The sequence below is a fragment of the Streptomyces sp. TAA204 genome (assembly GCF_000424965.1).
Map to the genome: position 1 here is coordinate 136,687 of NZ_KE384283.1, position 13,020 is coordinate 149,706.

The 13,020-nt window shown below is 73.8% G+C and carries 12 protein-coding genes; 5 read left to right on the forward strand and 7 right to left on the reverse strand.

Annotated features, from left to right (window positions below; translation table 11 throughout):
- Positions 1–121: 121 nt before the first annotated feature.
- A complete protein-coding gene (locus tag H343_RS35715) occupies positions 122–1,900 on the forward strand; it encodes a hypothetical protein (RefSeq protein ID WP_051266263.1) in 1,779 nt (592 codons plus the stop codon).
- Positions 1,901–1,976: 76 nt separating this feature from the next.
- Here the strand turns inward: H343_RS35715 and H343_RS0127820 are convergent, their stop codons facing one another.
- Positions 1,977–2,843 (reverse strand): MaoC/PaaZ C-terminal domain-containing protein, encoded by an 867-nt coding sequence (locus H343_RS0127820; protein ID WP_028433792.1) that lies wholly within the window; start codon positions 2,841–2,843, stop codon positions 1,977–1,979.
- Positions 2,844–2,869: 26 nt separating this feature from the next.
- On the opposite strand from H343_RS0127820, the gene H343_RS34635 reads away from it, so the two are divergent.
- Positions 2,870–3,100 (forward strand): SAM-dependent methyltransferase, encoded by a 231-nt coding sequence (locus H343_RS34635; protein ID WP_199779008.1) that lies wholly within the window; start codon positions 2,870–2,872, stop codon positions 3,098–3,100.
- Between the two features lie 75 nt (positions 3,101–3,175).
- Here H343_RS34635 and H343_RS33310 read toward each other — a convergent pair whose 3' ends face one another.
- From H343_RS33310 to H343_RS0127840, 3 genes are all read right to left on the reverse strand, one after another.
- The gene (locus tag H343_RS33310) at positions 3,176–4,708 is read right to left on the reverse strand and encodes an MFS transporter (RefSeq protein WP_486587093.1); all 1,533 of its coding nucleotides are present in this window, start codon (positions 4,706–4,708) and stop codon (positions 3,176–3,178) included.
- A gap of 311 nt (positions 4,709–5,019) precedes the next feature.
- Positions 5,020–5,646: a cytochrome b/b6 domain-containing protein gene (locus tag H343_RS0127835; protein ID WP_028433793.1), complete on the reverse strand. Its 627-nt coding sequence runs from the start codon at positions 5,644–5,646 to the stop codon at positions 5,020–5,022.
- Positions 5,647–5,758: 112 nt separating this feature from the next.
- On the reverse strand, positions 5,759–6,436 hold the full coding sequence (locus H343_RS0127840) for a molybdopterin-dependent oxidoreductase (RefSeq protein WP_078506175.1): 678 nt from the start codon (positions 6,434–6,436) through the stop codon (positions 5,759–5,761).
- A gap of 497 nt (positions 6,437–6,933) precedes the next feature.
- Between H343_RS0127840 and H343_RS0127845 the strand changes: the two genes are divergently transcribed.
- The 3 genes from H343_RS0127845 (at position 6,934) to H343_RS0127855 (ending at position 9,621) form a co-directional block, all read left to right on the forward strand.
- Positions 6,934–7,533 (forward strand): class I SAM-dependent methyltransferase, encoded by a 600-nt coding sequence (locus H343_RS0127845; protein ID WP_486587094.1) that lies wholly within the window; start codon positions 6,934–6,936, stop codon positions 7,531–7,533.
- Between the two features lie 10 nt (positions 7,534–7,543).
- Positions 7,544–8,524, forward strand: a complete 981-nt coding sequence (locus H343_RS0127850) for an N-acetylmuramoyl-L-alanine amidase (protein ID WP_486587087.1) — start codon at positions 7,544–7,546, stop codon at positions 8,522–8,524.
- Between the two features lie 137 nt (positions 8,525–8,661).
- Positions 8,662–9,621: a DUF5336 domain-containing protein gene (locus H343_RS0127855; protein WP_028433797.1), complete on the forward strand. Its 960-nt coding sequence runs from the start codon at positions 8,662–8,664 to the stop codon at positions 9,619–9,621.
- Between the two features lie 80 nt (positions 9,622–9,701).
- On the opposite strand, the gene H343_RS0127860 is transcribed toward H343_RS0127855, so the two are convergent.
- The 3 genes from H343_RS0127860 to H343_RS33315 form a co-directional block, all read right to left on the reverse strand.
- Positions 9,702–10,769 (reverse strand): prenyltransferase, encoded by a 1,068-nt coding sequence (locus H343_RS0127860; RefSeq protein ID WP_028433798.1) that lies wholly within the window; start codon positions 10,767–10,769, stop codon positions 9,702–9,704.
- Positions 10,766–11,545 carry a methyltransferase domain-containing protein gene (locus tag H343_RS0127865; protein WP_028433799.1) on the reverse strand — a complete coding sequence of 260 codons (780 nt, stop codon included), beginning with the start codon at positions 11,543–11,545 and terminating at the stop codon, positions 10,766–10,768. Before H343_RS0127865 ends, H343_RS0127860 begins: the two co-directional genes overlap by 4 nt.
- 100 nt (positions 11,546–11,645) lie before the next feature.
- A complete protein-coding gene (locus H343_RS33315) occupies positions 11,646–12,992 on the reverse strand; it encodes a glycosyltransferase family 4 protein (protein ID WP_051266299.1) in 1,347 nt (448 codons plus the stop codon).
- Positions 12,993–13,020: the final 28 nt, after the last annotated feature.

The following is a 13,020-nucleotide window of genomic DNA, read 5'->3' on the forward strand; positions in this document are numbered from 1 at the left end:
CGGCCCCATGGTCTCGCGCAGGCAAATCGCACATCCGCCACCCTTCCGCGTGAAGCGTCCGAACTCGCATTGTTCGGACGCCCTGTCGGCACCTACTTTCCTCACTGGAGGTGACAGACCAATGACCGCCTGTGTCACCGAGGCCATCGCGAACGACAGCCGTACGGCACGGCACTCCACGTTCACCATCGCGGCCGACGGCTCCTACGCGGCCCGGCTCAACTCGTCGGGAGACGGCTGGTACCCGGAGCGCTGGACCCTCGACGGACCGGAGCCGTACGCGGTGCCCCTGCCCGGCTCACGGCCCGAGCAGGCGGACAGCCAGGTCCTGCCCCTGGCCGACGGAAGGGTCCTGATCGCCCGCCGCGACGCGGAACGCCACCAGTTCGCCCTGCTGTATCCGACCGGCCCCGGGACGGGCGAACTCAGCCTGGGCGCCGTCGAGTCGGAACGGCTCACGCTGCTGCCGCCCGCGCCGTGCGGGCGGCGCGCCTACGCACTGGCGCACGGCGAACGCTCCACCGGCGTATGGCTGGTCTCCGGCAGCGGCGACGGATACCCGCAGCACGTGGCGGAGGTGCCGGGGCGCTGCTCGGGCGGCGCCTGGCTCGACCACGAGGGCAGACTGCTCGCGGTGGACCGCACCGACACCGGAGGCACCGGCCGCACGAAGACGGTCGTGGTCGACCTGGCACGGCGGGGAGAGGTAAGCCCGCTCCTCCAGATCACCGAGGACAGCGACGACCGACTGCTGCTGGCCGACGCCGACAGCGGCCTGCTGATCGTACGGTCGGACGCCCCCGGGGAGTCCAGGCTGGGCTGGGGAGTCCTCGGCAGCCACCGCCCCGTCCGCTTCCCGGAGTCCCTGCATCCGAAGGATGCGCTGCTCACGCCCTTCGCCGTACAGCCCGGGCAGATGCTCCTGCCGGAGAGCTGCGCCGTCGCGATGCACGGACAGACGACGGGGGCGCGCGCGGGCGGCGCCTGGCTGGGCGTGTGGCGGCCCATGCAGAAGGAGTTGAGGCGCTTCCGGGCTCCCGCCGGGTGGCTGCCGGGCAGGGGTGTGTGGACGCGGGAGGGCGAGCTGCGCCTGCCGTGCGCGACGGCGCACGCACCGTGCGGGCTGGCCCGGCTGCGGATGCGCGGGAGGGGGCCGGGCGGCGAGGCACGCGCCACGGCCGCGGGGAGCGACGCGGACTCGGACTCGGACTCAGGGACAGGCACGGGCGCGGACGCCGGTTCCGGTGCCGGTACGGGCGTGACAGCGGACGCCGGTACGGACGCCGGCATCGGCACCGAAGCCTTCGCCGAGGGCGCCACAGGACCGGGGGCCGGAGCCACGCCCGTCACCCCGGCGGCACTGTCCGCGGTGGCCGCGATGGCCGCCATGGCCAGGACGAACGGTCCCGGCGCACCGGCCGTCCAGGTCGCACACGGAGAAGGCGAACCCGCCCACGGGCGTGAGCCGTTGGGCACCGACAGCGTCGCCGAACCGGCGTCGGCCGAAAGTTCCGCCTCCCCCGGCGCGCCGGCCGCCCCGGCCGCCCCGTCCGGCAGCCCCTCTCATGGGGCGGGGTTCGCGGTGGTGGCGCGGCCCGTCGGCGCTCCCCCCTCACTGGAGGCGGCGTTGTCCGGCCTGCCCGGCAGCAGGCCCGTGCAGCGCCGGCCCCTCCAGCGGCCGCAGCGTCCGCCCGCGGCCGGCCGGACGGGAGAACAGGCCCGCGCACAGGCCGCCGACGGGGCAGCGGACACGGCGGGCCCCGGCGGCACGGCATCCGTGGTGCCGGGCGCCGGTGCGGACGGGCCGGGCACCGGCGCACCTCGCAAACCGGTGCCTCTCCAGGACGCACCGCTGCCGACAGGACTGCACGAACAGGTGGTTCACCCCCGCCCGGCATAGGCGGGCGCGGCGCCGGGTCGTGTGCGCCGCGCTGCCGGGCACGGTCCGGGCCCGCCCGCGGGAGCGGGGTGTCCCGTCAGGAGTGCCGGACCACCGCATCGCTCAGTACGGGTGCGTCGTCCCGCTCGACCGCTGTGACGGCCAGCCGGACGCGGGGGGCGCCGCCCTCGTCCCCGGTCCACATGCGTACGCGCAGCGTCTCGCCCGGGAAGACGACCCCGGCGAAGCGTGTGCCGTATCCGCGCACCCGGGTCACATCCCCGCCGAGCACCGTGTCCACGACGGCCTTGAGCACCATCCCGTACGAGCACAGGCCGTGCAGGATCGGCCGGTCGAACCCGGCAAGCCGGGCGAAGCCCGGGTCCGCGTGCAGGGGGTTCCAGTCCCCCGAGAGGCGGTAGAGCAGCGCCTGGTCCTCGCGGACGCCGCGGCGCACCTCGCGGTCGGGGCTGCGTTCCGGGACCTTCGAGCGGGAGGAGGGGCCGCGGTCACCGCCGAAGCCGCCCTCGCCCCGCACGAACAGTTCTGCTTCGGAGGTCCACAACGGGCCGTCCTCGTCGGCCGCCCGGGCGCGCAGCACGATGACGGCGGCCTTGCCCTTGTCGTGCACGGCCACGACCGAGGAGGTCAGGGTGGCGCTCCCCCCGGCAGGAACGGGCCGGTGCGTCTCGAGGCTCTGGCTGCCGTGCAGCACGGCAGCCAGATCGACGTCGATGCCGGGCGCGGAGAGCGCGCCGAGTACTCCCGGTCCGCCGCCCGCGACGGTGGCGAAGCTGGGCAGCACGTGCAGCCGGCTCTCCAGGGTGTAGCGAAGCTCGTCCGGGTCGGTCGTGGGAACGCCCGCACCGATGCCGAGGTGGTAGAGCTGAACGTCCTTGTGGCCCCAGGTGATCCGGATGCTGCGGGGCTCCGCGGACACAGCCCGCTCGGCGTCGATGGGCATCTGGTCCCGGCTCCTTCGCATCGGTCGTGAACACCTGCACCCGCCGAGGGCCGCGAGGCCGGTCACCGGTACCGCGACGCGTTCCGTTCCCCGGGATCGACGAACTCGCCCGCGCCTCCCGGTACTTCCTTTTCGGCAGCTTACGCCTCCTCGCGGCGGAGGCCGGCATCCGCCAGTTCCTCGACATCGGCACCGGCCTGCGCCCGTCGCCGGCTTCCACGACGGCCACTCCACGGACGCCTCCGCGAGGGCGGTGACCGGCGGATGCGCCGGTGCGAGGTGAGCGTTCTCAGCGCCTCCGACGGACGGCTCCGCGCGCTCGGCACGGTCGTCTACGGCTTCGTCTGAGCGGACGCGCGTCGCCCGCCGGGCTTCTCCTCCCGGGTCTCCCCCGGGTTCCCGTCCGGGGACTCGACCGGGTTCTCCCCCGGGCCGTCCTCGCGTTCCGAGCGCGGCAGCGCGAACAGCACGATCGCCGCACACAGCACGAGGACCCCGGCGGCTGTACGGAAGGCCAGCCCGTATCCGGACGCCAGCATCTCCGGGCTGCCTCCGCCGCCGATACGGGCCGTCGCCACCGTCGAGAGCACGGCCAGGCCGAGCGAACCCCCCATCGTCCGCGAGGTGTTGACCAGGCCGGAGACCAGCCCCGCCTCACCGTGGGGCGCCTTCGCCACAGCCACGGAGGCGAGTGGCGTCCCCGCCATTCCGGCTCCGAGGGCCATCAGGATGCCGGGGCCGGTGACGGTCTGGAGGAAGCCGCCGTCCGCGTGCATGCCGCTCTGCCACAGACAGCCCAGCGCGGCGGTCACCACACCGGCCAGGGTGACCGCGCGGGCGGAGGTCCGTGCCATCAGGTACGGGGCCGCCTTGGAGCCGACGACGATGCTCAGGGACTGCGGCACGAAGCCGAGGCCCGCCTGCAGCGGGGTGTAGTGCAGCACGTTCTGCATGTAGAGCGAGACGAAGTACCACATGCAGAACATCGCCCCGCCCAGCACGAAGATCGCGGCGTTCGCCGCCGAGACGGCTCTGCTCCTGAAGAGTCTCAGCGGCACCAGGGCGGCCGCCGTGCGCGCCTCGACCGCCACGAACACCGCCAGCAGGAACAGTCCGGCCGCGAGCGGCACCAGCGAGACGGCAGCCGTCCAGCCCGCGGACTCGGTCTGCACGACGCCCCAGGCCAGCGTTCCCAGCCCCGCAGTGACCAGCAGCGCTCCCGGCAGGTCGAGGCGGCGCGGCGCGGAGGGGGCCCGGACCTCCCGCACCCACAGCGCCGCCGCGAGCAGCACCACCGCGCCGACCGGCACGTTGATCAGCAGCACCCAGCGCCACGACAGCGCGTCGGTGAGCACACCTCCGACGAGACCGCCCGCCGCTCCGCCTCCCGCGCCGACGGCGCTCCAGGTGGCCACGGCACGGGTGCGGGCGCTGCCCTGCGGAAAGGAGGTGGACAGGATGGTTAACGTCGCCGGTGCGAGCACCGCGGCGCCCGTCCCCTGCAGAACACGGGCGGCGAGCAGTTGCCAGGGCTGCTGCGCCAGGCCGCCCAGCAGGCTGGCCGCCGTGAACAGCGCGAGCCCCAGCAGGAACATTCTCTTCCGGCCGAAGATGTCGGCGGCCCGTCCGCCCAGCAGCATGAAGCCGGCGAAGGTGACCGTGTAGGCGTTGACGACCCACTGGAGTCCGGCCGCGTCCAGGCCCAGGGCGGTCCGCATGGACGGCAGGGCGACGTTGACGACGGAGATGTCGAGGACGACGAGGAACTGCCCGGCGCACGCCGCCAGTACGACGATCCAGGGGCGGGCGGGCACGGAGTGGTCACCGTTCGCTGTTCCGGCGGGTGCGGGGGCGGCGGAGGACATGACGGGCATGTTTGCACCTGTCTGCCGGTGACGCCCACCGGGATTCGCCCTGCGGGCACCTGAGGGGCGGCACGCACAGGGCGCGGCCGCGGTTCGCCGTACGGACGGAACGGTTCGCCGTACGAGCGGCCGGGGCCGGTGATCCGGCCGGTACGGAGGCCGTTGGCCCGTTGCCCGGTTCGGGAACGACGCGGACGGCGGGTGCGGTCGCCGCGCCCGTGCCGTGCCGTGCCGTGCGGTTGCCGTTGCCGTTGCCGTTGCGGTTGCCGTTGCCGTTGCCGTTGCGTACGGATCTGCGGTCCGCCGGCTCGTCAGTCGCTCTCCCGCTGCCCGTCCGTGGCTTCCCACAGAGGGTGCTCGGCGCGGGCCCACGCACGGTCGGCCGTACCTGTACGCATCGCCTTGCGGGCCTCGGGATGCGCCACGGCCATCGCGATGTGCCCGGCGAGTACGGCGCCGACGGCGAGCGCCAGCCAGTCGTGCACGAAGGTGGCGCTCGTGCGCCAGGCGAGCGGCGCCAGACCGGTGAACCACATCAGCACTCCCGTGCCGGTCATGACCAGCACGGCGCCCGCGATCCACGCGGCGAAGACTTTCTGGCCCGCGTTGAACTTCCCCGCCGCCGCGAACGCCGCCTCCCCCGGGCGCGGGTGCGCACGGCGGGCACGCACGGCCGCGCGAAGCCAGCGCCGGTCGTGCGGACCGAAGCGGTTGAGCAGGCGCAGATCGGCACGCAGGGCGCGCGAGGCCAGCCCGAGCAGGAGCGGCACGGGCAGCAGCAGCCCGGACCACTCGTGCAGGAGCACCAGCAGACGGCGCCGTCCGACCAGTTCGGCCAGTCCCGGCAGGTACAGGCACAGGGCGGTGCCCACGCACAGCGTGATGAGCGCGGCGGTGCCGTGATGGCACCAGCGGACGGCCCGGGTGAAGCGCAGCACGCGCCGTCCGTCCGCACGTCCGTCCGCGCCGCCGTCCCCCGTCGGCTCATGGCGGGCCCCGGGGACACGGCCCCCGGGGACGGAACCGGAACCGGGGGCGGCCCCGGGAGGTTCAGGCGGCTGTCGGAGCATCATCACGTCCGTTCGACCGTCCGACCCAGGCGTCGACCGCGTAGCCCCTCTTCTCCCAGTAACCGGGCTGCACCTCACGGGTGAGGGTGATGCCGGAGAGCCACTTCGCCGACTTGTAGAAGTACATCGGCGCGACGTACAGGCGTACCGGCCCGCCGTGCGCGTGACTCAGCGGCTCGTCCCTCATGCGCAGGGCGACCAGCACGTCGTCCCGCATCGCCTGCTCCAGGGTCAGGCTCTCGCTGTAGACGCCGTCGAAGCAGGTGAAACGGACGGCCTTCGCCTCGGGCTTCACGCCGGCGGCTTCGAGGAGAAGGGAGAGGCGTACGCCCTCGAAGGGCGTGGCGGGCACCCGCCATCCGGTCACGCACTGCACGTCACGCACCATCCGCTGCTGCGGCAGCTCGCGCAGTTCGCCGAGCCGGTAGCGGGCCGGACGGTCGACCAGGCCGCCGACCGTCAGCCCGTAGTCCCGGGCGCCGCGCCGGGGCACGGAGGAGGCAACCGAGTAGTAGCGGAAGCCGCCCCCGTTCGGCAGGAGTCCGGTGACGCCGGTGGGGTCCTTGCCGGAGACCGCGCCCAGCACGCTCTCCGTACCGCGCTGCAGATACGGCGCTGTCACCAGTCCCGCCGCGCCCAGCCCGAGCATGCCGAGCATCAGGCGGCGGCCGACCGGGGAGCCCTCGCCGTCGGCCGGGGCCGGTTCCTCTGGTGTGTCCACGTGGACGATTCGAGCACCGTCCGCTCCCGCGGCGCCAGAGCGCGGACGGACGCGTCAGGATTCCGTCACCTCCGCGCGCCGCCGTTCCGCACCCGCCCGGCGTGCCCGACGTCCGGACAGCCGCCCGGACAGCCGCCCGGACCGCCGCCGCGCCCGTCCCCCCGTGGAGGCATGCTCGGGCAACTCGGTGCGGGTGTCCCCGTGGGCCCGCCTGCGCGCCGGTGCCTCGCTCCGTACGGCATCCTGCCGGGCCGCGCGGCCCGGCGGACCCCCTGGCGGGCGCACCCTCACAGTGGGGCAGCATGGTCGGCGACGTCGCGCCGCCGGAGGAGCAGATGAACCAGTCCAGCGAGGCGGCCGGGCTGCCCGCACCGCACGGCGCGGCGGTGCCGGACGCCCGTACATTCGCCGCGTTCGAGGCCGCGAAGGGCTTCATGCCGGCGGACGAGGGACTCGCGCTGTACGCCGCCGCCGTCCAGGCGGCCCGGCTGGGGCTGCCTCTGCTCGAAGTGGGCACCTACTGCGGGCGTTCCACGCTGCTGCTCGCCGACGCCGCACGCCGGGGCGGGGTCACGGCCGTCACCGTCGACCACCACCGGGGAAGCGAGGAGCAGCAGCCGGGCTGGGAGTACCACGACCCGGACGTGGTCGACCCGCGCACCGGGCTGATGGACACGCTTCCCGACTTCCGGCACACCCTGCACGCGGCCGGTCTCGAGGAGCACGTCGTCGCCGTCGTCGGCCGCTCACCACGCGTGGCGGCGTTGTGGGGCGGCGCGTTGGGACTGGTGTTCGTCGACGGCGGGCACACCGACGAGCACGCCGCCGCAGACTACGAGGGATGGGTGCCGCACCTCGCGCGGAACGGCCTGCTGGTGGTGCACGACGTCTTCGAGGACCCTGCCGACGGTGGCCAGGCTCCTTACAGGATCTACCGGCGGGCGCTCGATTCCGGTGCGTTCGGGGAGATTTCGGCGACCGGGTCGCTGCGCGTTCTGCGACGCACGGGCACGGCGGGACGGACGGGCCAGTAGCATCCCTGTCGTGTCCAACGGAAGCCCGCCGCCCAGCAGAACGCCCGACACCCGGTGGGCTCCCGGCACGAAGGGGTCCGGCCGCGCGGGGAGGCGTGCGCTGGTCGCTCTCGCTGTGCTGTTCCCGCTGTGCTTCGCGGCATGGCTGGTGTGGCAGTCCTCGGGCGGGAAGGCCGAGGCGGGAAGGCCCGCACCGACACTGGTGCCGCCGCCCGCCGGGCCGAAGTCCCCCTCGTCCGGCACTGATGCCGCCCCCGGGGAGGACCCGTCCGGCTCGCAGCGGGACGAGCAGGAGGGACGTCCGGGCGAAGGGCCGCTGGCGGGCAGGACCGTCGTCCTCGACCCCGGTCACAACCCGAACAACCGTGACCACGCCGCCGAGATCAACCGCAGCGTGAACATCGGCACCGGCCGCAAGGAGTGCGACACGACCGGTACAGCCACGGAATCCGGTTACACCGAGGCGGAGTTCAACCTCGACCTGGCCCGCCGCGTACGGGCCGACCTCGAGAAGCGGGGCGCGACGGTGAGGATGACGCACGACGGGAAACGGAAGTGGGGCCCGTGCGTCGACCAGCGCGCCGAGGCGGGCAACCGGGCCGGGGCCGACGCCGCGGTCTCCCTCCACGCCGACGGCGCCCCGCGGGGTGCGCGCGGTTTCCACGTGATCCTTCCCGCGTCCCTGCACGAGGGCGCCGCCGACACCCGCGCCATTTCCGGCCCCTCGCGCAGCCTCGGGCGTGAACTGGCCACCGCCTTCCGGGACTCCACCGGCGAACAGCCGGCCGAGTACATCAACGGCGGCACGGGCCTCGACACGCGTGGCGATCTGGGCGGGCTCAACCTCAGCCGCGTCCCGAAGGTCTTCCTGGAGTGCGGGAACATGCGCGACGAGCGCGACGCGGACCTGCTGACCGACCGCAAGTGGCGCGACCGCGCCGCGCGCGGGGTCGCGGAGGGAATCGCCGGGTTCCTGGAGGGGAAGCGCTGAGGGCGGGCGGAGGCTGCCGGCAGGACGACCCGCGGCAAGGGAACGTACGGCCATCCGTACGATAGGGGCCACCCCGCGCCACGTTCCCCGAAGCGGCGACGACGACACCGACTGACGACATCAACAGAGGACATTACGTGAACATCCGCTCCCTCACCCGAGGCGACGGCGTGGTGATCGGCGCAGCGGTGCTGCTGCTGGTCTTCTCCTTCCTGCCGTTCTTCAGTTTCGACGACTGCAACGGCGACGACTGCAGCGTCAACGCGTGGAACCCGGCTGTCTTCCCGGTGCTTCCGAGCGTTCATCTGGCCGCGTTCGTCGCCGCGGGGCTCATCGCCGTGGCGCGCATGAAGCCGGCGGGCCGCAAGCTCGCCGGTCTCGGCCTCGACCAGTGGGGTGTCGCACTGACGGTCTTCGCGGCCTGGTCCGCGGTCTGGTCGGTCTTCTCCTCCCTGTGGTACGTGCCGGAGGGCGCCGAGGCCGCCGGTCAGGTCGGCGACATCTTCGACGAGCTCGACCGCAACACCAGCATCGGCTACGGCGGCCTGGTCTCGCTGCTGCTCACCCTGGTGATCGCCGCCGCGGCGATCGCGTCCACGGCGGTCGCGGCCCTCAAGGCCCCGCTGCTGCCGGCACCCAAGCCCTCCTCCCCGTACGGCGGCCAGCCGCAGGGCGGTTACGGCTACCCGGGCGGACCGCAGATGGGCCAGCCCGGACAGCCCGGTCCGTACGGCGGCCAGCCGCAGGGCGGCTACGGCTACCCGGGCGGACCCCAGATGGGACAGCCCGGACAGCCGGGCCCCGGACAACCCGGTCAGCCCGGCCAGCCCGGACAGCCCGGTCAGCAGCAGGCTCAGCAGCCCGGTGGTCCGGCGGCAGGCGGGGGCGCCCCGGACCCGAACTTCCAGCCGTTCTGGTTCGCCGTGCCCGTCACGCGTCCCCTCTTCGGTGAGGACGGCTCGCAGCAGCCGGTGGCCGAACTGGCCCCCGGCACGTGGTATCTGGCTGTCGAGCAGCGCGGTCAGGCACTCGTCGCGCAGACGCAGGACGGCCGCCGCGGCGTGCTCCAGGACACCTCGGGCATCCAGCGCGGCTGATCCGCACAGGGCGAAGACGGACGGCCCCTCTCCCCCCGGCAGTTCCGGGGGAGAGGGGCCGTCCGCGTCGTGCCCGTGTCTCAGCAGCAGCCCGTGGGGAGGCCGTCGGGGAGCCGCCAGCCGCCGAAGACCTCCGTCGTCGCCTCGTCCCCGCCGAGTGCGGCGACCGCGAGGAGCAGCGACCCGGCCGTCCATGCGGTCAGTTCCTCCGGCCAGATCGCCTCGTCCTCGTAGACGTAGCCGGTCCAGTAGAGGCCGTCCTCCGCGCGGAGGTGCTGCACCCACTGGAGGATCTGCAGCGCCCTGTCGGACTCGCCCATCGCCCACAGTGCCAGGGCCAGCTCCGCGCTCTCGCCGCCGGTGACCCACGGGTTGGGCAGTACGCACCGCACGCCGAGGCCCGGCACCACGAAGCGGTCCCAGCCCTCGTCGATGCGTGACCTGGCCGCCTCCCCGCGCAGGGCGCCTCCCAGGACGGGGTAGTACCAGTCCATCGAGTAGCGGCTCTTGTCCAGGAAGCGCTCGGGGTGTCCGCGCAGGGCGTGCCCGAGCTGTCCGAGGGCCAACTCCCAGTCCGGCTGCGGCTCTTCACGGTGCTCGGCGAGGGCGAGGGCGCACCGCAGGGCTTGGTGGACCGAGGCGGAGCCGGTGAGCAGGGCGTCCGTGACGGGTGTGCCGTCGGCCTCCCGCTTCCAGCCGATCTGGCCGCCGGGCTGCTGCAGCCGCAGGACGAACTCCACGGCGGCGGCGACCACGGGCCACAGCCGTTCGAGGAAGGCGTCGTCACCGGTGGCGAGGTAGTGGTGCCAGACGCCGACCGCGATGTAGGCGCAGAAGTTGCTCTCCCGGGCCCGGTCGGTGGGCCGCCGGGCGTCGCCGTCGGCGTAGGCGGAGTACCAGGAGCCGTCGGGGAGCTGGTGCTCCGCGAGCCAGCGGTAGGCGGCCTCGGCTCTGCCGTGCTCACCGGCCGTGTCGAGGGCCATGGCGGACTCGACGTGGTCCCAGGGGTCGAGATGGCCGCCCCGGAACCAGGGAATGGCACCGTCGCCGCGCTGCACGGCGAGGATTCCGGTGACGGTCTGGCCGGCCTGCGCGGCGGTCAGCACGCCGTCGAGGACGAGCCGTTCCGTACGCTCGGGGCTCGTCACGCCTGCTCCTGCACGGCAGCACCGGCCGCGGCCGTGTCCGGTTCGCCGGCGGGCAGGTGGGGTTTCGTCGCGTACGCGACGAAGCTCTTGCCGATGAGCGGGTCGAGTGCCCGCTCCGCGAGTCTCGTGGCCAGCGGCTTCTTCATGATGTCCCACACCAGCAGCCGGTGGTAGGCGCGGACGGGCAACGCGGCGTCGTCTCCGTCACGTTCGACTCCGAACGCGCACTTGAGCCACCAGTACGGGGAGTGCAGTCCGTGCGCGTGGTGCGTGCCGTACGGGCGCAGGCCGGCCTCGCGCATCCTGTGCAGCAGTTCGCCGGCACGGTAGATACGGATGTGGCCGCCCTCGACCTCGTGGTAGGCGTCGCTCAGCGCCCAGCAGACCTTCTCCGGGCCGTAGCGCGGCACGGTCACGGCGATCCGGCCCCCGGGCCGCAGCACCCGGACCATCTCCGCGAGAACTCCCTTGTCGTCGGGGATGTGTTCCATGACCTCGGAGATGATCACGACGTCGAAGCTGTCGTCCGGGAACGGCAGCGCGAGGGCGTCGCCTTCCACCGCCGTGGCACTCGCGCCCGTGGGTGCCTCGCCCGCCTCGGCCATCGCCGCGAACCAGCCCGCGACTTCGCGGATCTCCTCGGCGTCGCGGTCAAGTGCGACCACGCGTGCCCCGCGCCGGTAGCACTCGAAGGCGTGCCGGCCGGCGCCGCAGCCCAGGTCGAGTACGCGGTCGCCCGGCGCGAGCGGGAATCGGGAGAAGTCGACGGTCAGCACAGGTGGCCTCTGCTTTCGGACGGCGGAGCGGGAGCAGGCGGACAGCGGGAGCGGAAGAGGGGAGGGGCGTGACGGCGGCGGGACGCGGAAGGAGGCCGCTTCAGCTCCGCGCGGGCACGGCCGGTTCCCGTTCGGTGTCGCGGGCCGTGCGCGCGCGTGCGGCGATGGCTGCGCGGTAGTGCGCGACGGTTCCGCGCGCCGCCTGTTCCCAGGTGAACCGCCGCAGGACGCGGTCGCGTCCTGCGGCGCCCAGGCGTGCGCGGAGCGCGGCGTCGCCCAGCAGACGGCCCAGTGCCGCGGCGAGGGCGCCCGCGTCGCCGGGCGGCACGGCCAGGCACGTCTCTCCGTCGCGTCCGGCGACCTCCGGGATGGCGCCGCCTGTTGTGGCGACGAGCGGCGTGCCGGTCGCCATGGCTTCCGCGGCGGGCAGGGAGAAGCCCTCGTAGAGCGAGGGCACGCAGGCGACCTGTGCCCCGCGCACGAGGTCCGCCAGTTCGGCGTCGCTGACGCCCTTGACGAACTCCACGGCGTCCCGCAGTCCGTAGCGCTCCACGGCCGCGGCCACCGGACCGCCGGCGGGCTGCTTCCCGACCACGACGAGGTGGGCGTCGGCGGCTTCCGTACGTACCTTGGCCAGCGCCTCGATCAGATGGACGAGTCCCTTCAGGGGTACGTCCGCGCTCGACGTCGTCACGATGCGCCCGGGCACCTCGGGCACGGAGGCGTCCGGTGAGAACAGCGCGGTGTCGGCGCCGATGTGCACGACGTGCACGCGCTCCCGGCGTACGCCGAGCTGGTCGGTGATCTCCTGCGCGGAGGAGCCCGAGACGGTGAGCACGGACGGCAGTCTGCGTGCGACGCGCCGCTGCATCCGCGTGAAGCCGTACCAGCGGCGGACCGAGAGCCGTGCCCTGAGGCTGCCGGCGGCTTCCAGCTCCAGCTGACGGTCGACGGTGACGGGGTGGTGGACGGTCGTCACCAGCGGCGCCCCGAGGTCGCCGAGCAGCCCGTAGCCGAGCGTCTGGTTGTCGTGCACGATGTCGAACTCGCCGCGACGCGCGGCCAGATGCCGCCGCGCCCGCAGGGAGAAGGTGAACGGCTCGGGGAAGCCGCCGGTCCACATCGTGCCGACCTCCAGCAGGTCCACCCAGTCGCGGTACTCGCCGGGCGCGGGAGTGCGGAAGGGGTCGGGCTGGCGGTAGAGGTCGAGGCTGGGCAGCTCGGTCAGCGTGACGCCCTCGTCGAGCACGGGATAGGGCTGCGCCCCGATCACCTCGACGGTGTGGCCGAGCCGGGCCAGTTCACGGGAGAGATGCCGCACGTAGACGCCCTGGCCGCCGCAGAACGGATTGCCCTTGTAGCTCAACAGAGCTATGCGCAGCGGTCTCTCACCGCCTGCGCCGCCACGCGTGGCCGTGCGGTCCGGCGCCCCGGGGGCGAGTGGCAGGGGTCCGGCGGGCGGACTGTCCGCCGTG

Bases quoted from the DNA above. Each gene is read 5' to 3' on its own strand.
- H343_RS35715 (WP_051266263.1), top strand. From the start codon at position 122: ATGACCGCCTGTGTCACCGAGGCCATCGCGAACGACAGCCGTACGGCA.
- H343_RS0127820 (WP_028433792.1), bottom strand. From the start codon at position 2,843: ATGCCCATCGACGCCGAGCGGGCTGTGTCCGCGGAGCCCCGCAGCATC.
- H343_RS33310 (WP_486587093.1), bottom strand. From the start codon at position 4,708: ATGTCCTCCGCCGCCCCCGCACCCGCCGGAACAGCGAACGGTGACCAC.
- H343_RS0127840 (WP_078506175.1), bottom strand. From the start codon at position 6,436: ATGCTCGGCATGCTCGGGCTGGGCGCGGCGGGACTGGTGACAGCGCCG.
- H343_RS0127845 (WP_486587094.1), top strand. From the start codon at position 6,934: ATGCCGGCGGACGAGGGACTCGCGCTGTACGCCGCCGCCGTCCAGGCG.